Source organism: Marinobacter sp. 1-3A (genome assembly GCF_016597775.1).
In the GTDB taxonomy this organism is placed as follows: Bacteria; Pseudomonadota; Gammaproteobacteria; order Pseudomonadales; family Oleiphilaceae; genus Marinobacter; species Marinobacter xiaoshiensis.
The window spans coordinates 19,208-44,211 of the sequence record NZ_VCGZ01000004.1 but is presented as its reverse complement, the minus strand read 5'-3'; the positions used below and the strand labels follow the sequence as shown (position 1 = coordinate 44,211).

The following is a 25,004-nucleotide window of genomic DNA, read 5'->3' as shown; positions in this document are numbered from 1 at the left end:
CCGTGTAAGGCTACCTTGTTTTCCCCAACCGTTGAAGACAATAACGGCAGAACCTCTTGCCCAATTGACTTAGTCGGCGTTTGAGATGAAGGGTTTGGCGAATTCAAGGAACAGGCGTGCCGATACTTCGGGTGCCTCAATCATTGGCGCGTGGCCAATGCCTTCCAGTATCTCAAGCTGTGAGCCGGGAATCGCCTTCTGAAAGACAGCGCCATTGCGGTAGTCAAGTATGCGGTCTTCTTTGCCCCATACGATGAGAACGGGGGCTTCTATACGTTTGATAGCATTGCGGAAATCCGGGGTAAGGCCAACTTCCTTTATCGCGGCAAAGATCACTTCGTTCACTTCCTGATTGGCGATGGCTTTTTCTTCCATAACACCCAGAATCGGCCAGGGAACAAAAGGCCTTTCTTCGAGGGCAAAATCCATCAGGCGATCAAAATCTCCGGGCTTGCTAGGGATAAGCGGGTTGTCGCCGGCAAGGACCATGTCGACCATCTCGTTTTCATAATCCAGTATTCCGGCAGGGTTGAACAGTACGGCTGTTTTGATTTGTTCCGGGTAGGTAGCGGTGTAAAGCGCGGTAATGCCGCCGCCCATGGAGTTGCCCATCATATGCATCTCGTTGATGCCCAAGGCTTCAAGAATACCGGCTAGGTGGGCGACCTGCTCTTCAAAACGGTATCCCAAATCCAGCGGTTTACTGCTTTCGCCGTGGCCTGGAAGGTCTATGGCGTAGACATTGAAACTGTCGGTGAGCTCTCGGGCGATGCGTGTCCAATTGTCTTTGTTCGCGCCAAAACCGTGTACCAGAACAATGGTATCACCGTTGTTTGCTTCGGCGTTTCGCAGGTACGCGATCTCCAGGTCACCCACAGTGATATTGTCTGCTTCAAGGCCGGCAGAGGCGCGCTCAAAGCCAATGGCTGTTTCATAGATGCCCTGGCGGGAGCAGGCGCTGAGCAACATCACAGATAAAAGCAGAGCAACGGCAGTAAAATGGGATTTTTTCAGCATGTGGGGCGAATCCAGGTTGTTTGTATTTTGTGCCGGCTGGGCGACTGCATGTACATTACTCTATAAAAAAGCCCGGACATTGGCCGGGCTTCAGTATGCAGTGCGTCGTTATGATCCTTCCCGCGCGATCGCACGATAGGCAATGTCCTTGCGATAAAATACGCCATTCCAGTGTATTTTTTTCGCGAGTGCGTAAGCCTTCTGTTGAGCTTCCGTAACGCTATGGCCCAGCGCGGTTGCGCAGAGTACCCGACCGCCATTGGTAAGCACTTGGCTACCATCCTGGCTCAGGCTGGTGCCAGCATGAAACGCCTTCTCACCTTCGGTGTCCGTTACCGGCAACCCGGAAATAACATCGCCTTTGTTGTAGTCGCCAGGATACCCGCCTGCGGCCAGTACAATGCCGACTGCGGCGCGCTCGTCCCAGTCTGAACTGCATTCATCCAGTTTTCCGTCGATAGCCGCCTGGCAGAGCGCAACAATGTCTGACTTCATGCGCAGCAGGATTGGCTGGGTTTCCGGGTCACCGAAGCGGCAGTTGAACTCGATCACTTTGGGGGCGCCGGTGTTGTCGATCATCAGGCCAGCGTATAAAAAGCCTTTGTATGGAAGGCCTTCTGCTGCCATACCGCGCACGGTTGGGTAAATAACCTCATCCATAATGCGCTTGTGTACTTCAGGGGTTACAACAGGCGCAGGAGAGTAGGCACCCATGCCGCCAGTGTTAGGGCCTGTATCACCATCGCCTACACGCTTGTGATCCTGTGAGGTGGCCATGGGCAGAATGTTTTCGCCGTCGACCATCACAATGAAGCTGGCCTCTTCACCTTCGAGGAACTCTTCAACTACTACACGGCTGCCTGCTTCGCCAAAGGCGTTGCCTGCGAGCATGTCACGGATAGCATTTTCGGCCTCTTCAAGGGTCATGGCTACAATAACGCCTTTGCCTGCAGCCAGGCCGTCGGCCTTGACTACAATCGGGGCACCCTGTTCGCGAACGTAAGCCAGAGCTTCGTCTACGTCGGTGAAATTACCGTATCCAGCGGTTGGGATATTCTGGCGAGCCAGGAAATCCTTGGTGAAGGCTTTTGAGCCTTCTAGCTGTGCTGCGTCGGCGCTGGGGCCGAATACGCGCAGGCCGCGTTCCTCAAAGAGGTCCACAATACCGGCCACCAAGGGGGCTTCGGGGCCAACGATGGTCAGACCAACGTTGTTCTCGGACGCAAACTTAGCCAGGCCTTCAATATCCAGCACATCTATGTTGACGTTTTCCACGCCCGGCTCGTGGGCGGTGCCCGCATTGCCTGGAGCTACAAAAACCGTATCCGCATCCGGAGACTGGGCTGCCTTCCAGGCCAGAGCGTGTTCGCGCCCGCCGTTGCCGATTACCAGAATATTCATATCTCGTTGCCCTGTGCTTTTATAAAGAGTTGTCATCAGTGCCGGAAGTGGCGCATTCCCGTGAACACCATGGCAATGCCGTGCTCATTAGCGGCATCAATAACTTCCTGATCCCGCATGGAGCCACCGGGTTGAATTACAGCAGTAATGCCAGCTTCGGCGGCGGCATCAATACCATCGCGGAAGGGGAAGAAGGCATCTGAAGCCATCACCGAACCTTTCACTTCCAGGTTTTCGTCGGCAGCTTTTATCCCTGCAATCCGGGCGCTGTACACGCGGCTCATCTGGCCTGCACCAACGCCAATGGTGCGGCCAGCGCGGGCGTAAACAATAGCGTTGGATTTAACGTACTTCGCCACTTCCCAGGCAAACAGCAGGTCGTTCAGTTCGTGCTCGGTTGGTTGGCGGGTGGTTACAACTTTTACGTCGGACATGGCCACCATGCCCAAGTCACGATCCTGTACCAGAAGGCCACCGGTTACACGCTTATAGTCCATGGACTGGGCACGTTCACCGTTGAGATCGCCACAGGCCAGCAGGCGTACATTTTTCTTGGTAGCAACCAGTTCTATCGCTTCCGGTGCAATGGTTGGGGCAATAATGACCTCAACAAACTGGCGATCAATAATTGCCTTGGCAGTTTCTGCGTCCAGCTCCCGGTTGAAGGCAATGATGCCACCGAACGCGGAGGTGGGGTCGGTAGCAAAGGCCAGATCATAGGCCTGAAGAATATCCGCACCGATCGCAACACCGCAGGGGTTGGCGTGCTTGACGATTACACAGGCCGGATCTGCAAATGGCTTAACGCATTCCAGAGCGGCGTCAGTATCTGCCACATTGTTGTAGGACAGTTCTTTGCCCTGAAGCTGCTTTGCCGTGGCAACGCTGGCTTCCTTCGGGTTGCGCTCGGCATAGAAGGCCGCGCGCTGGTGCGGGTTTTCGCCGTACCGCATGTCCTGCACTTTTATGTACTGGGCATTGAACGTGCGGGGGAAATCGGCGTTGTCGTTATCCGCGGTGCGGCCACCCAGGTAGTTGGCAATGGCGCCGTCGTAACCCGCAGTGTGTTCAAAGGCTTTAACAGCCAGATCAAAACGCGTGGCATGGCTGAGCTGACCATCATTGTCATCCAGCTCTTGCAGAACGCGGCTGTAATCAGATGCGTTAACCACAATGGCCACATCGTTGTGGTTCTTGGCAGCAGCGCGAACCATGGTTGGGCCACCAATGTCGATGTTCTCAATCGCGGTAGCAAGGTCGCAATCCGGATTGGCGATTGTGGATTCGAACGGATAGAGGTTCACCACAACCATATCAATCGGGTTGATGCCATGCTCGCCCATGATTGCGTCGTCAGTGCCGCGACGGCCCAGAATGCCGCCATGGATTTTCGGGTGCAGGGTTTTTACCCGGCCGTCCATCATTTCCGGGAACCCGGTGTAGTCAGAGACTTCAGTAACGGGAACATTGTTATCTTTCAGGAGGCGGAAAGTGCCTCCAGTGGAGAGCAGTTCGATACCGCGGCCTGCGAGGGCGCGCCCGAACTCGATGATGCCGGATTTGTCACTGACACTGATCAGTGCGCGACGGACGGAGGTATTAGCCTGGTTTGCCATGGGGTCACATTCTTCACTTGGGGTGAACGAACAAGGGCCTCGCGAAGGGTTTCCGGGAGGCCCTCTTCAAGTCAGGGTGTCTCGATTATAGCAGTCCGTACTGCTTCAGCTTTTTGCGCAGGGTTCCGCGGTTCAGGCCGAGCATGGTCGATGCTTTGGTCTGGTTGTTGCGGGTGTACTTCATTACCTGCTCCAGCAGAGGTGCTTCCACTTCAGAGAGCACCAACTGGTATACCTCTGTAACTGGGGCGCCATCGAGCTGAGCGAAATAGTTTTTCAGGGCCACTTCAACGTTATCCCGTAGGGTAACGGTGTTGCCGCTGCTGTTCACCGTTTGCAGTTGGTGAACATCATCGTTGGCCGGGGCGGCCAGTGGGTTGTTTGCCAAAGTCTCAGCGGTCATGCTGCGAATACCTCTCCATTTCGTAAACCTGAAAAATACTTTCGGATGCTGTCTTTCTGCTCCAACGCAGTGTCGTATGCGTTGAAGCGACTACGGAACTTTTTGTCCGGGTCGTGGGACTGCAAGTACCAGCCCACGTGCTTTCTGGCAATACGCACGCCCATCAGTTCGCCGTAAAAGCTGTGCAGGGCGACTAAGTGTTCGCTTAATATTTTTTCCACTTCGTCCAGCGGGGGCGAAGGCAAGTGTTGTCCGGTTTCGAGGAAATGCAGTATTTCTCTGAAAATCCAGGGACTACCTTGAGCCGCACGGCCAATAAGCAGGCCATCGGCACCGGTATATGCCAGAACTTCACGTGCCTTTTCCGGTGATGTGATGTCGCCATTGGCGAAAACCGGAATGCCAACACTGGCTTTAACTTCAGCGATGGTGTCGTACTCTGCATCGCCGTTGTACTTGTCGGCGCGGGTGCGGCCATGAACGGCCAGCGCCTGAATGCCGATATCCTCTGCCATGCGGGCTATTGCTGGGGCGTTACGGTAGCTTTGGTCCCATCCGGTACGCATTTTCAGGGTAACGGGTATGTCCACGGCACTGACCACTGCTTCCAGAATTTCTCTAACCAGGTGCTCATCTTTCATCAACGCAGAGCCGGCGGCTTTGTTGCATACCTTTTTAGCCGGGCAGCCCATGTTGATGTCGATTATCTGGGCACCGGATTCGGCATTAAGCCGCGCCGCATTGGCCAGCATTTCCGGGTCACCACCCGCGATCTGGACAGACCTTGGTTCGGGCTCCCCTGCATGATCCATGCGGGTTCGGGATTTGCGCGTATGCCAGAGCTTGCTGTCTGCTATTACCATTTCCGAGACCGCCAACCCCGCGCCCATCTTTCGGCAAAGCAGTCGGAATGGTCGATCTGTTACACCGGCCATGGGCGCAACAATCAGCGGATTGGGCAGCGTGTACGGCCCGATTTTTGCCGTCGGCAACATGGTTTGAACCCGTATCACAGCAGAGAATGCAAAAGTCGGAGTGGTGCGGTTGTTTAATAAATAACCGATGCCAGTTCCGAAGGGCGCTAATGATACCGCCGGGGGCACTTTGATTGAAGGGGCAAGGGAGCGAAAAAACTGATTATTTTTCGCTCTTTTTGGTTGACTTTTGTTCTACGGGGTGGCGAGTGGAGTGCCTGCCGGGTGATCTCCGGCAGGTTCGCTCAGGGGGTGTAGGGGCGGAAAATTATATTGTAGTTGACCGCGTCGCGACCTGGGTCGCGAATGGTGATGGCGATGCGCACAGGGGTTTCCACGGGCATGATGTCGAGTTCTTCAGCTTCGCCGGCAAGGTAGTCCGAAGGAGTGAAAATACTTTGGGCAACGACGTCTCCGTTCAGGTTGGAGAAGGTCAGAGCAATGGCGGGGAAGGGTTGCTGAAACACTGCCCGGTTGATGATGACTGCGTCTACCACCAGTTGGTTTCGGTTTTCCGGATCGGTGCGAACGACTAACTTGCGGCTCTGAATAGCCTCAACATTGATCAAAGGCTTCAGCTCGCAACCTGCCAGTTCGCAGCCTTTTTCATAGAATGGTCGTAGTTCGGGTATTGCAGACAATCGGTCAAATTGGAACCAGGTGACTTGCGCAACCAGAACCCCGATAAGGCCAAGCACAATGACAGACCAGGTCAGGGTGCGGAGCCAGCTTTTGTTGCCTCCGCCCATGGAAATCGGCTCGTGTCGGAGATCCCCAAAGGGTGCGCCCGCTTCAAAGGGCTCCTTTTTAGCTTGGTGTCCGCGATCTGGATCTGGCTCATGCTCATTGGCGAAGGACTCAAGCGCCGGATCGGCCTGCTCGTCAACGAAGAAGCCAGAAGGATCTTCTTGCTGGAGTTCCTGGGGGTTTTCTGTAGGGCTGTCGTCTTTTTCTGGCTCAGCTTCTTCAGCCAAAGGTTCAGGCTGTGGCTTTGATTCTGAGGGTGCTTCTGTAGCAGTCTCAGGGCCGGGTTTTGCGGGATCGGCTGGAGCGTCGTCTTCCCGGAGGATCGCTTCGGCCCAGCTTTCATCAACATCCCCAGTGGGGTCGTCATCGCTGGTTTCATCCAGCGATGACGGATTTCGGTCGTCGAAGCTACGGAAGCTGTCACTCAGTTCGTCATCCGAGAACGTCAGTTTTGTGCCGGCATAGCGCCCTTCTTGAGCATCTTCTTCGGGGTTATCCGCGAAGATGAAGTCATCTCCCGAGGTGTCGCTGACGAAGCCGCTGGCGGACTCTTCAGATGATTCACGCTCCGGAGGCGTTTTACTGCCTGTAACCGAGGGTGCTTTCTGGGTGCCGCTTGTGGCACTTGCTATCTTGTGCTCAATCGCGTTGAAAACAGCCATGCAATGACCACAGCGCACCTTTCCCTTGGCAAGGCCAAGCTGCTCATCGGTCACCCGGAAGCGGGTATGACATTTTGGGCATTCGGTTTGCAGACTACTCTGGGCCATGCTTTGTTCCTGAAAGCGACTGAGCTATGAACTGAAATACGAGTTGGGAGTTTAGTCTTTAAGACAGCCTCCGTCATCTGTCATTGCGCCGTCCTGTGAGGCGTACCCACTCTTCGCGCTGTGCTGGCTCATCCATAATAAACCAGGGCTCGTAAGCAGCCATTACCGAGCGGGCCTGGTAAGAAAGAATGCCCGAAAGTACCAGGTCACCCCCGGGGTTTGTCAGCTTGGCCAGATGAGGCGCAAGGCCAATCAGCGGTTGTGCAAGAATATTGGCCAGCATTACATCGGCTTTGCCGTCTGGCTCATTTTCAGGAAGGTACAGATCCAGTCTGGCTTCGTCCACACCGTTGCGACGGGCGTTTTCACGACTGGCTTCGAGTGCCTGGGGGTCGGTGTCTACGCCGGTAACGTGATTGGCGCCAAGAAGCAGAGCTGCCAGGCCGAGTATGCCCGAGCCGCAGCCATAGTCGATTACCTGCTTGTCTGTAACATCCGCACCATCCAGCCACTCCAGGCAAAGGGCAGTGGTGGGGTGCGTGCCTGTGCCAAAGGCCAAACCTGGGTCCAGCATCAGGTTGGCGGCATCCGGATCCGGAGCTTCATGCCAGCTTGGCACTATCCACAAGCGCTCGCCGAACTGCAGCGGATGAAAATCGTCCATCCAGGCGCGCTCCCAGTCTTTGTCTTCTACCAGGGTAACGTCTATATCGGAGAGTGATTGTTGGGTTTGCTGGTGCCAGGCATTGCGTATGTCTGAGCACAGCTGGTCTATATCGCGGTCGGCTTGAAAAAGCCCGGTAACGGTGGTCTGGCTCCACAAGGGTGTGGTGCCGTGGTCGGGTTCGTAGAGCGGTTGATCGGCTGCGTCTTCCATGGAGACGGCATCAGCGCCCATCTCCATAAGCAGATCTTCAAGCTGATCCGCGGTCTCGGGATCAGCTGGGATCTGAAGTTGTATCCAGGGCATAGCTCTTCCTGCATTGCGATGCAGGAGGTTAGTCCCGCATCAGTTTCTCAAGGTAGTGGATGGTGAAGTCTACCGTTTTAAAGCCGCCATCGCGTACCAGTTTCCGATGCAGAGGCTGATTGGTCTTGATGCCCTCAATCAACAGCTCGTCCAGAGCGATCTTCATACGCCGGCGGGCCACCTGTCTATCGTCGCCCCAGGTGATCAGTTTGGCAATCAGGGAGTCGTAAAACGGTGGAACGGTATAGCCACTATACAGGTGGGAATCTACTCGCACACCGTAACCTCCAGGAGCGTGAAAATATTTCACCTTTCCGGGGCTTGGCACGAAGGTATTCGGATCTTCCGCGTTGATGCGGCACTCCATTGCATGGCCCCGGATCTGGATATCTTCCTGCTTGTATTGCAGGGGCAGGCCGCTGGCAATGCGCAACTGCTCACGAACAATGTCGACACCCGTGACCATTTCGGTGATCGGGTGTTCTACCTGAACCCGGGTATTCATTTCGATGAAAAAGAACTCACCGTCCTGATACAGGAATTCAAAGGTGCCGGCGCCGACATAGCCAATCTCTTTGCATGCATCTACACAGGCTTTGAGTGTGCGCTCGCGGGCTTCCGGGTTGATGTTGGGCGCGGGCGCTTCTTCTATAACTTTCTGGTTACGGCGCTGGAAGGAACAGTCACGGTCGCCCAGATGAATACAGTTGCCGTGCATGTCGGCCAGAATCTGAACTTCAACGTGGCGTGGCGTTTCAAGGAACTTTTCCAGATAAACCGTGGGGTCGCCAAAGGCATTTTGAGCTTCGGTCTGTGTTATCTGCACGGCCTTGAGCAAGGCAGCCTCGGAGTGAACTACCTGCATACCGCGACCACCGCCGCCGGAAGCGGCCTTGATCATCACCGGATATCCGATTTTGCGTGCCACTTGCAGAGTGCGCTCGTCGTCGTCGGTCAGCGGGCCGTCAGAGCCCGGCACGGTCGGAACACCAGCACGAATCATTGCGTTTATGGCAGACACCTTGTTGCCCATCAGGCGGATGGTTTCTGCTCTGGGGCCGATAAAGCGGAAACCGCTTTTCTCGACCTGCTCGGCAAAGTCCGGGTTTTCTGCGAGAAAGCCGTAACCAGGGTGTATGCCTACGGAATCGGTTACTTCAGCAGCACTGATAATGGCTGGAATGTTGAGGTAACTTTCCAGAGGGCTGTTGGGGCCGATGCAAACAGATTCATCGGCAAGGCGAACGTGCATCAGGTCGCGGTCAACCTGTGAGTGAACCGCGACGGTCTTGATGCCGAGTTCTTTGCAGGCACGCAGAATCCGGAGGGCTATTTCACCCCGGTTTGCGATCAGAACTTTTTCTAACATGGCCATGAGTAGCTATCACCGGTTCAGGAAATGATTAACAGCGGCTGGTCAAATTCCACGGGCTGACCGTTTTCAACCAGAATTTCTGTAATCGTGCCGCTCTTGTCGGCTTCGATCTGGTTCATCATTTTCATGGCTTCTACGATGCAGACGATGTCGCCCGCTTTTACTTGCTGGCCAATCTCTGCAAAGGCGTCGGCAGTGGGAGAAGGCGCCCTGTAGAAGGTTCCAACCATGGGGGAGCGTAGCGCATGTCCATTGTGGACGGGTTGCGGTGCACTATCTTCCTGAACCGGGCCCGGGGTCTCTGGTGCCGGCGCATACTGCGGTGCTGGTGGAGCGTATTGGCTAATGTACTGGGTACCGGAAGCCTGTTCACGACGTCGGGAGATGCGAACAGAATCATCTCCTTCATGAATCTCAATCTCTTCGACGTCAGACTCTTCGATGAGTTCGATCAGTTTCTTGATTTTGCGAATATCCATAGTCAGTCCAATCCCGTTGTATCAGGTCTATCGGTGAATTCGTTGCATGGCGGCCTGAAGGGCGAGTTCGTACCCCTGGCTGCCTAATCCGCAGATAACGCCTACGGCGATATCAGAAAAATACGAATGATGGCGGAAGGCTTCCCGCGCATGCACGTTGGAAAGATGCACTTCTATGAACGGGATTCCTGTGGCCAGTATGGCGTCCCGTAAGGCAACACTGGTATGAGTGAAAGCGGCAGGATTGATAATGATGAAATCCACGCCCTCTGCCCGGGCTTCGTGGATCCGTTCAATCAGTTCGTATTCGGCATTTGATTGCAGGTGCAGCAGGTGATGGCCCTTTTCTGCGGCTATCCCTCGTAACCGGTCATCAATATCCGCCAGTGTCTCGTGGCCATAAACCTCTGGCTCGCGAATACCGAGCATGTTGAGGTTGGGGCCATGGAGCACGAGAATTGTCGACATGGTTGCGTCTGCCTTTTTCACTTTATAAACAGAATCGCCGAATATAACGGCATTTTCCACCCATGGTGTGTGCTTTTATTCTTCAGATCAACACTTTTTGACAATGTTGCATGCTAGCGATCGGCCACATCCCAGAGGCTGGAGGCGCCCGCATGTTCTTTTTGCTGATACTTATCATTGTCGTTAACGGAGGAGGGGACTTCTATACGACGATGGTTTCATACGGGCAGCCTTGTGTGGGCTGCCCGGTCAGTTGCCTGAGCTGATCAGCTGTCGGCCAGGGTGACGCAATTACGCCCGCGTTCCTTGGAAACATAGAGCGCGCGGTCGGCACGTTCGCATAGAGTATGGGCGGGGTCATTATTCCATGCAGCCACGCCACAGCTGAAGGTAACATTAAACTCCCGGTCACCGGCAGGCTGCTGAAGTTCGGCAAAACGCTCCCGGATTTCATTCAAAACGTTGCGCGCATCGCTTGGCCGGGTATTGGGAAGAATGATGGCGAATTCTTCGCCACCAAAACGGCCAATATGATCGGTTTTGCGCAGGCGCTGTTTGAAAAACATGGAGAGGCTGCGAATAACACGGTCGCCAATGGGGTGGCCGTAGGTGTCATTCACCTTCTTGAAGTAATCAATATCGATCATCGCAAAGCACAGTGACTGGCCTTTTTGCCTTGCGCGTGCGATTTCCTGATCCAGCAAATACAGGGTGTGAGTGTGGTTGTAGAGCCCGGTGAGACTGTCGCGGATCATCAGCGCCAGGAGAGAACGTGCGCGACGGCCGCGGTTATGGAGTGTGGCAATCAGGTGTTTGGGGTCTACGGGCTTGGTCAGGAAGTCGTCGCCGCCAAGGCTCATGGCGTGCAACTGTTTGGTGACATCTTCTTCGCCAGAAAGGTAGATAATCGGCACGCTGTGAAACCGGTCTTGCTGCCGGATAACGCGCGCAATCTCCATGCCGGTGCAGCCAGGCATGTACATGTCGAGGATGATGATCTCTGGTGAGAATGTGTCCAGTGCGTGAATGATTTCCATGGGATCGGTAATGATGTGGGCAGTCATGCCCGCTTTTTTGAGAACCGTTTCCATGAATTTGGCCTGTGCCCTGGAATCGTCCAGAACAAGTACCCGGTAAGGCTCCACAGTATTGCCGTGGGTGTAGGTTTCAATCTTCTCGATAAGCTGGCCCGGATCAACCGCAGGGTAGAAGAACTCTTCGCCGCCGCAGCGGGAGGCGCGCAGACGGGTTTCAATGGTGCCGTCTTCGTCGCTCATGAAAATAACTGGAACAGGCGTGTCGTGCCGCTCTTGCAGTTGCTCGATGGTGGCTATGCCGGCGTTCGGGGCACCTCCGAAATTTACATCCATAAGGATGGTTTCGGGCTTATGCAGGGCGCAGGCTTCGGTCAGTTCTTTAGCCGAATTGAACGCCGCAGCACGAAAGCCGAAAAACTCAAGCTGACGAATTAACCTGTTAGCCATCTCGGAGTTGGTGAGTGCTATGTATACCGGGGTGCGCCGGAACTGGTGAGGTGCTTCTGTGTCACTGTGGTCGGTTCGTCTCAGGGTACTTCGTGCAAGTGCGTCAATGGCATCCTGGAGCTGTAGCTCCGTGGCGTCGTCTGGTGCAGTCTCGCCCGACCAGTTTGTTACAGCCTTGAGAATCTGGTTGCCTGCTTCCGCATGGTCTGCCATCTCAAATCTTTGGGCATAGCGCACCAGTTTGTCGGATGCGGCCTGGAACTCCTCGCGAAGCGCGGGAAATGATCCGCTGTTGGCATTAATCTTCTGCCAGGTGTCCAGTACAACCCGGGCCTGAGTGGTCACACGGCGAGCAAAATGCTGCCTGAGTTTTTCTTTCTGGCTTGCGTCGCTCATTATTCTCGGGGCTGCCTCTTTTCATTATGGGCCGTCCTTCAGGGCGTGGACGTTTTTTCCAACTTTAGTCTGTTTTTGGAGTCTATAGTGTTTAGAGTTGTGGGCGTAGGTTGCACCATGTAATTGTTTGTGAATTCTGAGGTGTGTATATAGAAAGCGCCATGGGTTAGGATCCATACAGACCGTAATGCAGTCAATTAACAGACAAGGGGCTTAACGTAATATGCCAGGCAAAATCAGACAGTATTTCAGAGACAAGAAAGAAGACGCTCAGGATTTTGCCGGCAACAACGGCGTGATCGGCAAATTTGTAGCTGTTGTCTTGCTGGTATATTTGCTGGTAACGGTTGTACTGGGGATCTATTGGAGCAGTGAGCCCGAGGCCTTCTCTGTGCGTGAGCATACGCGGGCAGTGGCCAATGAAATGCAGCGGGAACCCATAACCGGCTTTGCTACAACGGTAACCATGATCCGTATAGCCGAAACGCTTCTCGATAAGCCAGGTGGCTACCTGTCCAACGATATATTTCCCCCGGGGCTTTGGCTGGATAACCAGCCCAACTGGGAGTACGGCGTGCTGGTGCAGCTTCGCGACCTGTCTCGGGCCATGCGTAAGGACATAAGCCGCTCTCAGAGCCAATCTGCGGAAGACCCGGATTTGATCATAGCGGAGCCCCAGTTTCACTTTGACAGCGAGAGCTGGGCTATACCCTCCACAGAGGCGGAGTATCGTCGTGGTATTGCCGCGCTGAAGCGTTATCTTAATCGGCTGTCCAGCCCGGAGCAGGCAAACGCCCAGTTCTTTGCCAGAGCCGACAACCTGAGCAACTGGCTTGGTGATCTGGAAACCCGGCTGGGCAGCCTTTCGCGCACACTTGGTGAGAGCGTTGGTAAGGCATCGGTGTCAGAAGCGGTAGCCAATGTGGATGCAGACAATCCGCTGAACGAAGAAACCGGTGGCGGCGATATCAAAACCGACTGGACCAAGATTGACGATGTGTTTTATGAGGCTCGGGGCAGTTCGTGGGCGTTGTTGCATATTTTCCGCGCGATTGAAGTGGATTTCCGCAAGGTTCTCCAGGACAAGAATGCTATTTCCAGCGTGAAGCAGGTAATCATTGAGTTAGAGGGTGCCCAGGGCGAAATGTGGAGCCCGGTTATCCTCAACGGCAGTGGGTTTGGGGTTCTGGCGAACCACTCGCTGACGATGGCGGCTTACCTTTCCCGCGCTAATGCGGCAATTAGTGATATGCGGGATCTGCTGTCACGAGGCTAAGCCAGAGGCGTTTGTTCAGGCATAAAAAAACCGGGCTTTTGCCCGGTTTTTTGCTTTCTGCAGATCAGATCAGCCTTGGTAAGCTTTGATCGAATCAACAATGGCTTGTTTGGCTGCAGCAGCGTTGTCCCAGCCTTTTACCTTGACCCACTTGCCTGGCTCAAGTGTTTTGTAATTTTCAAAAAAGTGGCGGATCTGGTCGCGCAGCAGAACAGGCAGGTCGTCGATTTCGTGAATGTCCTGGTACGAGTTGGTCAGCTTGCTGTGGGGTACGGCTACCAGCTTGGCATCGCCACCGGCTTCGTCGTCCATATTCAGCACGCCTACCGGGCGGCAGCGGATCACTGAGCCCGCCTGAAGCGCGTAAGGGGTAACAACCAGAACGTCCAGCGGATCGCCGTCTTCACCCAAGGTGTGAGGGATAAAACCGTAGTTGGCTGGGTAGAACATAGGCGTTGCCATAAAACGGTCTACCAGCAGAGCGCCCATGTCTTTGTCGAGTTCGTACTTGACCGGGGAGCTGTTAGCCGGGATTTCGATGGCTACGTAGATGTCTTCTGGTGGGTTTTTGCCCGCAGGGATATTGCTGAATTGCATGAGAGTTCCTTCCTGATACGTTAGGTTCGTTTAACTGTGCTTGAAAAGTGAGCGCAATTATACGGGACTCTGCAGGCATTCGAAACTAAACCTTGGTTGGGGGGCTTTAGTGCACGCTGCCCTCTGCCGGTAGTGCCCAAAAAACGCCCGTAAATACTTCCCTGTAGGGCTCGGTCGCGCCATCCTTGGCGCTCCACGTTTTTGGGCAGTACCGGCAGAGGGCAGCCCGAGCATTTGAGCAAACCTGATTTCGACGTGATCGAAGCCTACAGCCGGATCTGTTTGGCAATTAGCTCCTTCATGATTTCGGTGGTTCCGCCGCCAATCGACAAAATCTTGGTATCCCGATATAGCCTATCCACTACAGATTCCCGCATAAAGCCCATGCCGCCAAAAAGCTGCACCGCTTCCCTGGTGACTTTTTCGCAGATATCCACTGAGAAATTCTTTGCCATGGCCACCTGTTTGATCGGGTTTTTGCCAGCCTGCATCAATGCTGCGCAGCGGTAGGTGTATTCACGAGCCACGTCGATCTGGGTGGCCATGTCGACCAGTTTGTGGCGAGTTACCTGGAAACCGGAAACCGGGCGGCCGAATGCCTGGCGCTGTTTTACGTACTCCATGGCCGCTTCGTACGCCAGCTGTGCGGTCATGTAGGCCATGACGGATAAGCTGAGGCGCTCCGCCAGGAAGTTGCTCATGATGGCTATAAAACCCGCGTTCTCTGCGCCGATCAGGCGGTCTGCAGGTACTCGGCAGTCTTCAAAGAACAGCTCAGCGGTATCACTGGCCCACCAGCCCATCTTTTTAAGCTTGTTGCCATTGGAGAAGCCGGGCATGTCGCGGTCGATCAGTAGCAAGCTGATGCCAGCATGGCCTTCGCCCCCGGTTCTTACGGCTACGGTGAAGTGGTCGGCCCGTGTGCCGCTGGTGATGAAGGTTTTGCTGCCGTTCACTATGTAGTGATCGCCATCTTTTACCGCGCGGGTTTTCAGATTGGCTACGTCGGAGCCGCCGCCCGGTTCAGTGATCGCCAGCGCAGAAATTTTATCGCCACTTAGAATCGAGGGGACAATCTGTTCCCGGATTTCTTTTTTAGCCCACTTGGCAACCGGTGGCAAACCAATGTCGAGAGAGCCAATGCTGGCAACAAAGCCGCCAGATGTGGAGCGCATAAGCTCTTCGGAAACCGCTACTTTCAGGAAGATGTCCCCTTCACCAACACCGCCCAAGGCCTCCGGGAAACCAATGCCCAGCAGGCCAGCATCCCCGGCTTTTTTGTAGATCTCGCGGGGAAACTCGCCGGCTTCTTCCCATTCATCGATATGAGGAAGTACATGCGTAGAGATGAATTTGCGCGCGCTCATGCGTGCCTGTTCATGGGTTTCATTGAAGTAACTGGACACGGTGGAACACCTCTATATTTGTATTTGGCAGGCCTTAGTGTCGCTCAATTTTTAGCACCAAGCAAGCGCTTGGTTTGGAGTCTGGCAGGCATAAAAAAACTGGCATGTAGCGCCAGTTTTTCGTGGGGTGGCGGGGATCAGGTGTCTTTGCGAGGAATGCTCTGAACGCCGGTGCTGGTGCCCAGCAGCAACAGATCTGCTGGGCGACGGGCAAATAAACCGTTAGTGACAACGCCCACTATATTGTTCAGCCGTTCTTCAACCTGAATCGGGCGGGAAATATCCATGTTATAAATATCCAGGATAATGTTGCCGTTGTCAGTGGTGAAGCCGTCCCGGTAAACGGGGTCGCCACCCAGTTTGACGATTTCGCGGCCAACATGGCTCCGTGCCATGGGAACTACCTCTACAGGTAGCGGGAATTCGCCCAGTACGCCGACCTTTTTGGATTCATCGGCAATGCAGATGAATGTCTTGGCGACCTCCGCCACGATCTTTTCGCGGGTGAGTGCGCCACCACCGCCTTTGATTAGCTCAAGGCGTTCGTTGGTCTCGTCGGCGCCGTCAATATAAAACTCCAGTTCGCCGGCACCGTTCAGGTCATACACAGGTATGCCGTGGCTTTTCAGGCGCTCTGCCGTTGCTTCTGAGCTGGCGACAGCGCCGTCGAATTCGTTTTTCAGATCTGCGAGCATGTCGATAAAGAAGTTGGCGGTGCTTCCTGTGCCTACGCCAATAATACTGTCACGCTCCAGGCGCGGTGCAATGTAATCCACAGCCGCTTTGGCAACGGCTTTCTTTAGTTCGTCCTGAGTCATTAGGCGCTCCGGGGGGGCAAATCGAATGAGTTCGGGGTCATTATAGCGCTTAAGAGCCGCCTGCTTATAGACGACTGTGGTGCAAACTTCCTACACTGTGGGTTTTCTCCGACCATTCATCCAATCAGCAACCGGAACCAACATGCCGCAACGCTACATCAAGAAGATTCTCGATGCGCGCGTCTATGACGTGGCCATTGAAACACCCCTCACTGAAGCCCGTAGTCTGTCCAAGCGCTTTGGCAACAATATTATGCTCAAGCGGGAAGACCTTCAGCCGGTGTTTTCTTTCAAGATTCGCGGCGCGTACAACCGGCTTGTTCAGCTGTCGGAAGAGCAAAAATCCAAAGGGGTTATCTGTGCTTCCGCAGGCAATCATGCGCAGGGTGTAGCGCTTGCTGCCAAAGAGCTGGGTATCAAGGCCGTTATCGTGATGCCCCAGACCACACCTGAGATCAAAGTACGTTCAGTCCGGGATCATGGTGCGCGGGTAGTATTGAAGGGCGATGCCTTTGATGAAGCTGCTACCCATGCCGAGGAGCTGGTTGAGAAGCATGGTTACACCTACATTCCTCCCTATGACGATCCCGATGTCATTGCCGGGCAGGGTACAGTTGCCATGGAAATGTTGTGGCAGTTCAGCAAGCCTATCCATGCGGTGTTTATCTGTGTAGGTGGGGGTGGCCTGATAGCTGGCATGGCGGCCTATATCAAATACCTGCGCCCTGAAATCAAGGTGATTGGCGTAGAGCCGGAAGACTCCAATTGCCTGCAGGCCGCTATGAAGGCTGGCAAGCGTGTGGTTTTGGACGAAGTGGGCATCTTTGCTGACGGCGTGGCGGTAAAGCAGATTGGCAAGCACCCCTGGGAGATCTGCAAGGATAACGTGGATGAGGTGATTACCGTTTCCACTGATGAGATCTGCGCCGCCATCAAGGACATCTTTGAAGATACACGCTCGATCGCGGAGCCTGCAGGTGCGTTGGGCGTTGCCGGTATCAAGAAATACATCGAACGGGAAAAGATCGAGAATGAAAACCTGATCGCCACTCTGAGCGGTGCCAATATGAATTTTGACCGCCTGCGCTATGTTTCAGAGCGCACGGAGATTGGTGAGAAGCGTGAAGCTATTCTGGCGGTGACCATTCCGGAGAAACCGGGTGCTTTCAAGACCTTTATCAACGCTTTGCATAAGCGCAGCATTACCGAGTTTAACTATCGCTATGCCGATGCAAGCAAGGCAACGATTTTTGTAGGTGTTCAGGTTCAGGCTGGCGGTTTGGGCAGAGACGAGTTGGTGCAGGATCTTCGTGAAAACGGCTATTCCGTTCTCGATCTCACCGACAGCGATATGGCCAAACAGCACATTCGCCACATGGTCGGTGGCCACGCGCCCACCATTACCAATGAGAAGGTATTTCAGTTTGAGTTCCCGGAACGCCCTGGGGCGCTGCTGAAACTTCTGATGTCGCTGGGAACGCGCTGGAATATTTCGATGTTCCACTACCGCAATCACGGTGCCGCATACAGCCGCGTGCTGCTGGGCGCGCAAGTGGAGGATGATGAAGTGAAGGACTTCGAAACCATGCTGGGCAAGGTAGGCTTCCGTTATGAAAATATGACAGATAACGAGGCTTACCAGCTGTTTTTAGGTGCAGGCAACGGCAAGGCATCCTGATACTGTCAATCGGCCAGCCCGGGCGATGGCTTCCGGGCTGGCTATTTACTATCCCTATCCCTGTTTTTTTCTTACTGAACTTTAACCTGTCAAAAATTGTAAAATCCAGAATGCGTGTTAATCTTTCGACAAATTCTTGGAAACAAGAATAGTCAGCTGATTTCTCGCAGATTTAACTTTATTTGGAACAGGAATAAGTGTCATGGGTGGCAAGCCTGATATTATCCGGGCCATTGTGCTGATCTTCGCTGTCGGCCTTGTAATTACAGGGTTTACTTCGCTGCAGGCATCGGAAGACAGACCCGCGACCGTAACGGAAAGTTCTGCTGCGCCAGTTTCCACCTATATGGCGACTACCCGATCAGAATTCCGTTGACCCTGTAACGCTCTCCGCCTTACTTTACTCGATACACCTGCTCGTCCGTGACAACGCTATGCAGTGGCACATCCCAAGGTTCGATGGGTAGTTTGTTTACCTGCTGACAGTGGTGAGCCAGGCCGATGAGTTTTGGTGCCAGCCTCGGGCGCAGGCGGGTGAACGCGAACGTGCGATCGTAAAAACCGCCTCCCATCCCCAGTCGCCCGCCATGGGCATCAAACCCTACTAATGGAAACATCACAGCGTCTAGTGCCCATGCTGGTCGCCTGAGTCCTTTGCTGAATGCTGGCTCGGGGATGCCAAAGCGGTTGGCTGTCAGTTCGATACCATCGTAGTAGGGGCTGAAAACCAGCCTGCCAGGATGGATCGGGTGCAGTACGGGCAGGTAAAAGTGAACGCCTTTGCTGCGGGCCATGGCCATAGCCATGTACGGATGCGGGTCAATCTCGCCATCGTTGGGCAGGTAGATGGCAATGTGTCTGGCTCTGTGCAGGTCCGGATTTTTCAGCAGGTTCAAAGCGAGAGAAGCCGAGGCCTGTTCCTGCTCCCTTGCCGACAGTGCACGCCTGAGTTGGCGCAAATGCTTCCGTAGTGCGTTGCGAGACGAGGGAGTTAAATCGAATTCGGAAGGGTGTGAGTCGGTCGTCTGGCTCAAAATAAAGCTTCCCGAGCTGCCGTTATCGGACGTGGCCCTTGAACCCAAAGTTCAAGGTCGGCGGCCGCTGTGACATATTAGGCTTTCCCCCTGCGGGGACATGCTCACAATGCCCTGTAGTGGCCACCTGGGTAAAGCGCATCGGCTCGAGGACGAGTCCGACCAGCGAACAGCCCAGGAAGTGATTCCATTATAGGGCCAGATCCGGGTGCGATTGCAACACCTATCGGGGAATCTACCATAAATCAGTGGTTTGACTGCTCTCCGAGGGCGTTTTCCAGCTTGCTGTCCATGGCTTTCAGGAGCGTGCTGGTGGCTTCTGACATGGTGTCCCGCTCTAGCAAATCATGGGTCATATTCAGTGCTGCCATCACGGCAATGCGCTCGGTTCCGAATACCTTGCCGCTGGTGCGTATTTCCCGCATTTTGCTGTCCAGATGCCTCGCGGCCCGAACAAGTGCCTCCTGTGCTTCGGGAGGGCAGGCGACCAGGTATTCCTTGTCGAGAATTTTTACCTCAACGGTGGTGGGTTGCTTGGACATCAATGGTGCTCCAGTGCCCGAAGGCGACCGATCATGGCTTCGATCTTGTTTTTGGCAAGATCATTTTTTTGCATAAGCTGGGCCCGTTCCCGGTTCCAGTCATCTTGCAACTGCCTCAGGGCAGCGTTGCTCTGCTCCAGTTTTTGGCAGTGTTCGATCAGCTTGTCCAGCTTGTCCGCTAATGCTTGTACTTCGGACTGTTCCATGACGTGCCCAGCATAGGTTGAAGTTATTGCGACTAACTATAAGTGCGCGCGCCATAGCGGTCAATTTACACGCGTGTCATAAGTTGAAGCCTTCCGTTCTTTGACGCTTCTGAGCACGATTCTGTCACGTCCCACCGGGGCTTCCAAAGCCCTGAGAACGGCTTTGCCGCCAAGCGCTGAAGGCGGGAATAAGTGCTACTAACAGGGCGGCCAGCGGCACGGATATCAGTAGAGACCATTCTTCGAAGGTTAATGGGCGTAATTGAAGCTGAATTCCATAATTTGTCAGCAGCCAGGGGCCAAACATTGAAATCGCCAAAGCACCCAATGCCAGCGAAATTACACAGGCTACAAGGGCAAGTGCCAGGCACTCGATAAGGTAGAGGCTTGCAATCAGGCCGGGAGAGGCACCTGTAGCACGCAAAATTGCGATTTCGTGGGCGCGCTGGGTTTGCAGTGTGAGCAGTACCGCAATCAGTCCTATCAGGCTCGTCACCACCACAAATCCGGTGATGCCAAGCAGTGCCTGCTCAAACTGGCTCATCAGTCGCCACAATTCACTCAAGGCCACGCCGGGCAGAATGGCCGAGAGTGGCTCGCCCGCGTATTGGTTCAGATCACGCTGCACGCGGAACGTGAGGATCTTGCGATCCAGCCCGGCAAAAACAGCGGTAATGGTTTTGGGTGTGAAGTCGCGGTTTTGTGCCTTCTCCGGGGTGAGTGTGCGACCAGGAATGGCGACGCCCGATTCCCAGCCAACGTGTATAGCCTCCATGCCTTGCAGGCTGATATAGACCGCTTGATCAACAGGTGTGCCCGTGGCCTCAAGAATGCCAGTCACGGTGAAAGGCGTGTCTTTGTGATTCGAGAAGCTGGTGCGCCCGCCGCCATGGGACAGTATGATTTTATCGCCTAGGCCATGATTCAGGGTTCTGGCAACGCCGGCACCCAGTACCACATCGAAAATTCCGTCAAACCACTGCCCCCCAGCCAGGTTAAGAGGCTGGCCCCGGCCAAACCGGAAATGCTCGGCAAATCCTTTGTCTGTGCCCACAACCCGAAAACCCTTGTAACTGTCGCCCAGGGAAATGGGAATCAGCCAGTCAATGCGCGTGTCCTGTTCAAGATCCTGAAATGTGCTCCAGCGGATGTTGTTGGTGGCGTCGCCGATATGGAACACCGTGTACATCAGCAGGTTCAGCTGGCCGCTGCGGGCGCCGATAATCAAATCGGTATCGCTGATGGTGCTGGTAAAGGACTGCTTCACTTCTGTGCGCAAATACTGGATTCCAAGCAGAAGGGTGACGCTCAAGGTGAGGGTGAAGCATACCAGAGCCAGCACTTTGCGCCGGTGCCACAGGCTGGCACTTGCCAGTGATAATGCGAGGTGAATCTTCATGCCGCCACCTGCCCGAGTTCTAGCTGGTGATGAAAGTGCTGGGCCAGCGAGCGGTCATGGCTGACGAACAGCACGGACGTGTTGCGTTGTTCAGCCATGGTTAGCAATAGCTGAATGAAGCGGTCGCGATTATCACTGTCCAGCGCGGATGTGGGCTCATCTGCCAGAATAATCTCCGGCGCCCCGATCAGCGCCCGTGCAGCGGCAATGCGCTGCTGCTGACCAATGCTGAGCTGAGTAACCTTGCGTTGCCAGTGGCTCTGTGGAATGGCCAGAGCCGCCAGTAATCTCTGAGCGGCGGCAGCTGGCGACTCGCCGGTGGCAGCCTTGCGCCGATGTGACAGCCTGCAGGGCAGGGTCACATTGGCCTCGGCTGTGAGGTAGGGCACCAGGTTGAACTGCTGGAATATAACGCCCATGTGGTCCGCCCGGAAGCGGTCACGTTTGCTGGCCCCCAGTTGCTGGATGTCAGTGCCCAGTAGCTTGATGGAGCCCGCACCTGGTGCGAGCATGCCGGCAAGAAGGCTCAGAAACGTACTTTTCCCTGTGCCACTCGGGCCATGAAGAAAAAGATGTTCGCCCTGAGGTAGTGTGAGGTCCGGGAACAGTAATGTCGGCTGTTGGCTGCCCCAGCTAAAGCTGAGGCTTTTGACGTCGATCGCCGCTGGCGCATGTTCTCGATGGTGCGCGTTGGTTTCTGACTGGTTGTTCATGTTGATCGCTATCTGCCCCGTGTATTATGTCTGGCTACTATTCATGTGCACTGTAATGGCTGCTGGTTTTCCGGAGAGCTTTGCTAATGATCCCCACTTCATGTTCCTCTGCCCGGGTTCGGCTTTCGGCGTTGTTTATTCTCTTGCTGAGCGTTTCCATGCCGGCCTACTCAGAACTCCGGGAGATCGACTGGCTGGAACTGATGCCGGCAGAAGATCTGGCCCTGCTGGAAAATATGCCTGAACTGGAGCATGAGGGCGACGGCCCTGCCTTGCTGCCAGATGAAATCATGACCGGCAGGGTTGTACCCGAGATGGCCAATGTTAAAGGCCGCATCCCGGGTTTTGTGGTACCTCTCAAAACCACCAACGATATGCGCATTCTGGAATTCTTTCTGGTGCCCTATTACGGTGCCTGTATCCACGTGCCACCCCCGCCGCCCAATCAGATTATCCATATTAAATACAAGCAGGGGATCAAGCTCGAGGCCCTGTACGATCCTGTCTGGATTGAAGGCACGTTGGTGATAGATCGAACAGAAACCGATGTTGGCACGTCATCCTACTCAATGGTGGCGGAAACGGTTGAGCTCTATGAGGAGTAGCTTCAGCGCCCCAGTTTGAAAGAGCTTTCACCTTGCCCCAGGCGAGCTGCACCCTGTCCATCCGGCCCGGCCCAGGCAATATCGAGATGCTCCAGAGCCGGAAAACGGGCGGTAAGTGGTGTAGTCAGGGAAACAGAATGATCCAGCCCGGTGCAGTTCAGAATCTGGGTGACGGTGATATCGGCGTGCTGGCTCTCGTCCCCGTGGCTGTGCCCCCCATGATCGTGACTGCCTGCAACTTCGTGCTGAACCGTGGTGGCATGTATCTGACAGGTTGATTCCGGAGTGTTAATCAGCGGATTTTCGCCTAGCCAATGGGTAACGAGCTCTTCAATCTGGTGCTGCTCTGGCGTGCGAGGGTGGTGCTCGAACCCCAGCATATTGCCAGCCGGGGATGTGAGTAGTACTTCAACCTGGTTATCCGCGAATGCGAGTTGCATTTCAGCTTGGCCATGTTGGTGTGAGCCCGGGTTGTCGGCGGCCATAAGTGGGGTGCTGGCCAGTGCAAAAGCGATTGAGAATGCGCGATGGTTTTTTGAGAGCATGCCCGTGTCCATTAGTGATGAGTGTTATGTTATAACATGATCTTCTCTTGCTCCTCGAAAATCAACCATTCAGTGCCTTGAAGGCGCCTGAATGCTAGGATAGTTGCCTAACTTCTCAACACAGGATTGTTAAGGTTCATGTCAGAAACCGACACTGTTGGCGCGGCCTACGCCGCTGAATTTGAGCGCTGGGCGAACGTTTTCACCGCGCACAAAGCGTTCAGCCATCCCTCCGAGCTTCATGGTGCCCTGTGCGGGCGACTGGCTGCCGGTTCTCGCATCGAGGAAGATGAGTGGCTTGCCATGGTTTGCGAGCACATGGGTTTGCCTGAAAGCGCAGCTGCGGAGGCTGATGGTCTGTCTGTGTTCATGAATGAAGCCTACGAACAGACCTTGGCGTTTTTGAAGTCGGCGGATATGAGCTTCCATCCGCTGCTGCCAGACGATGACTATGCTATCGACCAGCGCCTTGAGGCTCTTGTAGCCTGGGTGCGTGGTTTTCTGGAGGGCATGGCCTTGTCTGCCGGAGAGTCTCTGGGTGAAGCGCCGGAGGAAATCCGCGAACTTATCGAAGACATGGTGGCCATAAGCCAGGTATCTGAAGATCAGGAATCAGACCAGGAAAGCGAGCAGCAGCTGGTGGAGATAACCGAATACATCCGGCTTGGTGCTCTGGCCGTGTTTACCGAATTCAATCCGCCCGAACGGCCGGCGTCACAAGCATCAACACTGCATTAATCAAGTCACACACTGCGGGAGAACCTATGTCGTCCATTATACCCGTCAAGGAATTTTCCGAGCGCCGACGCAAACTGATGGAGCGCATGGCACCAGACAGCATTGCCATTATTCCGGCTGCGCCGGAGCGCGTTCGTAACCGCGACGTTTTGCACCCGTTTCGACAGGATAGTGATTTCCAGTACCTGACCGGCTTTGGTGAGCCCGAGGCCGTACTGGCGCTGATTCCCGGCCGTGAACACGGCGAGTCGGTGCTGTTCTGCAAAGAGAAAAACCCCGAAAAAGAATTGTGGGATGGGTTTCTTGTGGGGCCTGAGGGCGCGATCGAGCTTTACGGGCTGGACGATGCGTTCCCCATTGCCGATATCGACGACATTCTGCCCGGCATGATTGAAGGTCGCAGCCGGGTGTATTACCCGCTTGGCAAAGATCAGGGATTCGATACCCGGGTGATGGACTGGGTGAAGGTTATCCGCAGCAAGGTCAAAAGCGGTGCGCACCCGCCTGGTGAGTTTGTGGCGCTGGAGCACCTTCTGCACGATCTTCGGCTTTTCAAGAGCGCAAACGAAATCAAGGCCATGGCCAAGGCAGGTCAGATCAGTTCTGAAGCCCATTGCCGTGCCATGAAGCGCGCTCGAAAGGGTGGCTACGAATACAACCTTGAGGCCGAACTGATTCATACATTTATGGACCATGGTGCCCGCTCCACAGCTTATCCGTCTATCGTGGGCGGCGGCGCCAACGGCTGTATTCTGCATTACATCGAGAACACTGCGCCCTTGAATGACGGCGATCTGGTGCTCATCGATGCGGGCTGTGAGGTGGAGTGTTATGCCTCGGATATTACTCGCACTTTCCCGGTCAACGGCAAGTTCAGCCCGGAGCAGCGGGCGCTCTACGAGGTGGTGCTGGCGGCCCAGTATGCAGCCATTGATGCGGTGCGCCCCGGTAATCACTGGAACCATCCCCATGAAGCGGCTTTGAGCGTGCTGACCGGTGGCCTGATCGAGTTGGGCCTGCTGTCGGGCACCGTTGAAGATGCCATTGCAAGTGAAGCCTTCAAGCCCTTTTTCATGCACCGCACCGGTCACTGGCTGGGCCTTGATGTGCACGATGTGGGTGACTACAAAATTGGCGACGCGTGGCGGTTGCTCGAGCCGGGTATGGCGCTGACGGTTGAGCCTGGCCTGTATATCTCGCCGAACAATACCAGTGTGGACGAAAAGTGGCGTGGTATCGGCATTCGTATCGAAGATGACGTGGTGGTTACCAAGGATGGTTGTCGGGTGCTGACGAACGGCGTACCCAAGACCATTGAAGAGATTGAAGCCCTGATGGCGGGATGAG

26 protein-coding genes and 1 other RNA gene are annotated in these 25,004 nt (G+C 54.7%); 6 read left to right on the top strand and 21 right to left on the bottom strand.

Annotated elements, in window-relative coordinates; translation table 11 throughout:
* Positions 1 to 69: 69 nt before the first annotated feature.
* From FE848_RS07425 to FE848_RS07375, 11 genes are all read right to left on the bottom strand, one after another.
* Positions 70 to 1,017, bottom strand: a complete 948-nt coding sequence (locus FE848_RS07425) for an alpha/beta fold hydrolase (RefSeq protein ID WP_200202169.1) — start codon at positions 1,015 to 1,017, stop codon at positions 70 to 72.
* 108 nt (positions 1,018 to 1,125) lie between these two features.
* Positions 1,126 to 2,418 carry a phosphoribosylamine--glycine ligase gene (purD, locus tag FE848_RS07420; protein ID WP_200202168.1) on the bottom strand — a complete coding sequence of 431 codons (1,293 nt, stop codon included), beginning with the start codon at positions 2,416 to 2,418 and terminating at the stop codon, positions 1,126 to 1,128.
* 35 nt (positions 2,419 to 2,453) lie between these two features.
* Positions 2,454 to 4,034, bottom strand: coding sequence for a bifunctional phosphoribosylaminoimidazolecarboxamide formyltransferase/IMP cyclohydrolase (purH, locus tag FE848_RS07415; RefSeq protein ID WP_200202167.1), 1,581 nt, complete (start codon positions 4,032 to 4,034; stop codon positions 2,454 to 2,456).
* Positions 4,035 to 4,119: 85 nt separating this feature from the next.
* The gene (gene fis, locus FE848_RS07410; RefSeq protein WP_200202166.1) at positions 4,120 to 4,437 is read right to left on the bottom strand and encodes a DNA-binding transcriptional regulator Fis; all 318 of its coding nucleotides are present in this window, start codon (positions 4,435 to 4,437) and stop codon (positions 4,120 to 4,122) included.
* Positions 4,434 to 5,432 (bottom strand): tRNA dihydrouridine synthase DusB, encoded by a 999-nt coding sequence (dusB, locus tag FE848_RS07405; protein ID WP_200202165.1) that lies wholly within the window; start codon positions 5,430 to 5,432, stop codon positions 4,434 to 4,436. The genes fis and dusB overlap by 4 nt, the downstream gene beginning before the upstream one ends.
* Positions 5,433 to 5,656: 224 nt before the next feature.
* Positions 5,657 to 6,928 (bottom strand): DUF3426 domain-containing protein, encoded by a 1,272-nt coding sequence (locus tag FE848_RS07400; protein ID WP_200202164.1) that lies wholly within the window; start codon positions 6,926 to 6,928, stop codon positions 5,657 to 5,659.
* Positions 6,929 to 7,001: 73 nt separating this feature from the next.
* Entirely contained in the window at positions 7,002 to 7,898 is an 897-nt protein-coding gene (gene prmA / locus FE848_RS07395) for a 50S ribosomal protein L11 methyltransferase (RefSeq protein ID WP_200202163.1), read from the bottom strand.
* Between the two features lie 28 nt (positions 7,899 to 7,926).
* Positions 7,927 to 9,273: an acetyl-CoA carboxylase biotin carboxylase subunit gene (gene accC, locus FE848_RS07390; RefSeq protein ID WP_200202162.1), complete on the bottom strand. Its 1,347-nt coding sequence runs from the start codon at positions 9,271 to 9,273 to the stop codon at positions 7,927 to 7,929.
* A gap of 17 nt (positions 9,274 to 9,290) precedes the next feature.
* The gene (gene accB, locus FE848_RS07385) at positions 9,291 to 9,752 is read right to left on the bottom strand and encodes an acetyl-CoA carboxylase biotin carboxyl carrier protein (protein ID WP_200202161.1); all 462 of its coding nucleotides are present in this window, start codon (positions 9,750 to 9,752) and stop codon (positions 9,291 to 9,293) included.
* A gap of 27 nt (positions 9,753 to 9,779) precedes the next feature.
* A complete protein-coding gene (aroQ, locus tag FE848_RS07380) occupies positions 9,780 to 10,220 on the bottom strand; it encodes a type II 3-dehydroquinate dehydratase (protein WP_200202160.1) in 441 nt (146 codons plus the stop codon).
* Positions 10,221 to 10,486: 266 nt separating this feature from the next.
* Positions 10,487 to 12,100 carry a diguanylate cyclase gene (locus FE848_RS07375; RefSeq protein ID WP_200202159.1) on the bottom strand — a complete coding sequence of 538 codons (1,614 nt, stop codon included), beginning with the start codon at positions 12,098 to 12,100 and terminating at the stop codon, positions 10,487 to 10,489.
* 223 nt (positions 12,101 to 12,323) lie between these two features.
* Between FE848_RS07375 and FE848_RS07370 the strand changes: the two genes are divergently transcribed.
* A complete protein-coding gene (locus tag FE848_RS07370) occupies positions 12,324 to 13,376 on the top strand; it encodes a DUF2333 family protein (protein ID WP_200202158.1) in 1,053 nt (350 codons plus the stop codon).
* A gap of 69 nt (positions 13,377 to 13,445) precedes the next feature.
* Here the strand turns inward: FE848_RS07370 and ppa are convergent, their stop codons facing one another.
* The 3 genes from ppa to rpiA all read right to left on the bottom strand — a co-directional run bounded on the left by ppa (position 13,446) and on the right by rpiA (position 16,197).
* Positions 13,446 to 13,973, bottom strand: a complete 528-nt coding sequence (gene ppa, locus FE848_RS07365; RefSeq protein ID WP_200202157.1) for an inorganic diphosphatase — start codon at positions 13,971 to 13,973, stop codon at positions 13,446 to 13,448.
* Between the two features lie 266 nt (positions 13,974 to 14,239).
* Entirely contained in the window at positions 14,240 to 15,379 is a 1,140-nt protein-coding gene (locus FE848_RS07360) for an acyl-CoA dehydrogenase family protein (protein WP_200202156.1), read from the bottom strand.
* A 137-nt stretch (positions 15,380 to 15,516) separates the two neighbouring features.
* Positions 15,517 to 16,197, bottom strand: a complete 681-nt coding sequence (gene rpiA, locus FE848_RS07355) for a ribose-5-phosphate isomerase RpiA (protein WP_200202155.1) — start codon at positions 16,195 to 16,197, stop codon at positions 15,517 to 15,519.
* 142 nt (positions 16,198 to 16,339) lie between these two features.
* Between rpiA and ilvA the strand changes: the two genes are divergently transcribed.
* Both ilvA and FE848_RS07345 read left to right on the top strand, forming a co-directional pair.
* A complete protein-coding gene (gene ilvA, locus FE848_RS07350) occupies positions 16,340 to 17,875 on the top strand; it encodes a threonine ammonia-lyase, biosynthetic (protein WP_200202154.1) in 1,536 nt (511 codons plus the stop codon).
* A 202-nt stretch (positions 17,876 to 18,077) separates the two neighbouring features.
* Entirely contained in the window at positions 18,078 to 18,251 is a 174-nt protein-coding gene (locus FE848_RS07345; protein ID WP_200202153.1) for a hypothetical protein, read from the top strand.
* Positions 18,252 to 18,270: 19 nt separating this feature from the next.
* Here FE848_RS07345 and FE848_RS07340 read toward each other — a convergent pair whose 3' ends face one another.
* The 6 genes from FE848_RS07340 to FE848_RS07315 form a co-directional block, all read right to left on the bottom strand.
* Complete coding sequence (locus FE848_RS07340) at positions 18,271 to 18,909, bottom strand: 5-formyltetrahydrofolate cyclo-ligase (RefSeq protein WP_200202152.1); 639 nt, start codon at positions 18,907 to 18,909, stop codon at positions 18,271 to 18,273.
* 4 nt (positions 18,910 to 18,913) lie between these two features.
* A non-coding RNA gene (gene ssrS / locus FE848_RS07335) (6S RNA) lies at positions 18,914 to 19,093 on the bottom strand.
* 61 nt (positions 19,094 to 19,154) lie between these two features.
* Positions 19,155 to 19,451, bottom strand: a complete 297-nt coding sequence (locus tag FE848_RS07330) for a cell division protein ZapA (RefSeq protein WP_200202151.1) — start codon at positions 19,449 to 19,451, stop codon at positions 19,155 to 19,157.
* Positions 19,451 to 19,657, bottom strand: coding sequence for a TIGR02449 family protein (locus tag FE848_RS07325; protein ID WP_200202150.1), 207 nt, complete (start codon positions 19,655 to 19,657; stop codon positions 19,451 to 19,453). Before FE848_RS07325 ends, FE848_RS07330 begins: the two co-directional genes overlap by 1 nt.
* A gap of 124 nt (positions 19,658 to 19,781) precedes the next feature.
* Complete coding sequence (locus FE848_RS07320) at positions 19,782 to 21,056, bottom strand: ABC transporter permease (protein WP_200202149.1); 1,275 nt, start codon at positions 21,054 to 21,056, stop codon at positions 19,782 to 19,784.
* A complete protein-coding gene (locus FE848_RS07315; RefSeq protein ID WP_200202148.1) occupies positions 21,053 to 21,769 on the bottom strand; it encodes an ABC transporter ATP-binding protein in 717 nt (238 codons plus the stop codon). The genes FE848_RS07320 and FE848_RS07315 overlap by 4 nt, the downstream gene beginning before the upstream one ends.
* Before the next feature lie 86 nt (positions 21,770 to 21,855).
* Here FE848_RS07315 and FE848_RS07310 point away from each other — a divergent pair, with 86 nt between their 5' ends.
* Entirely contained in the window at positions 21,856 to 22,374 is a 519-nt protein-coding gene (locus tag FE848_RS07310) for a DUF3299 domain-containing protein (RefSeq protein WP_200202147.1), read from the top strand.
* Between the two features lie 2 nt (positions 22,375 to 22,376).
* Here FE848_RS07310 and FE848_RS07305 read toward each other — a convergent pair whose 3' ends face one another.
* Positions 22,377 to 22,919, bottom strand: a complete 543-nt coding sequence (locus FE848_RS07305) for a ZrgA family zinc uptake protein (protein WP_200202146.1) — start codon at positions 22,917 to 22,919, stop codon at positions 22,377 to 22,379.
* 138 nt (positions 22,920 to 23,057) lie between these two features.
* Here FE848_RS07305 and FE848_RS07300 point away from each other — a divergent pair, with 138 nt between their 5' ends.
* Positions 23,058 to 23,657, top strand: a complete 600-nt coding sequence (locus tag FE848_RS07300; protein WP_200202145.1) for a UPF0149 family protein — start codon at positions 23,058 to 23,060, stop codon at positions 23,655 to 23,657.
* Between the two features lie 26 nt (positions 23,658 to 23,683).
* Complete coding sequence (gene pepP, locus FE848_RS07295; protein WP_200202144.1) at positions 23,684 to 25,003, top strand: Xaa-Pro aminopeptidase; 1,320 nt, start codon at positions 23,684 to 23,686, stop codon at positions 25,001 to 25,003.
* Position 25,004 lies beyond the last annotated feature (1 nt).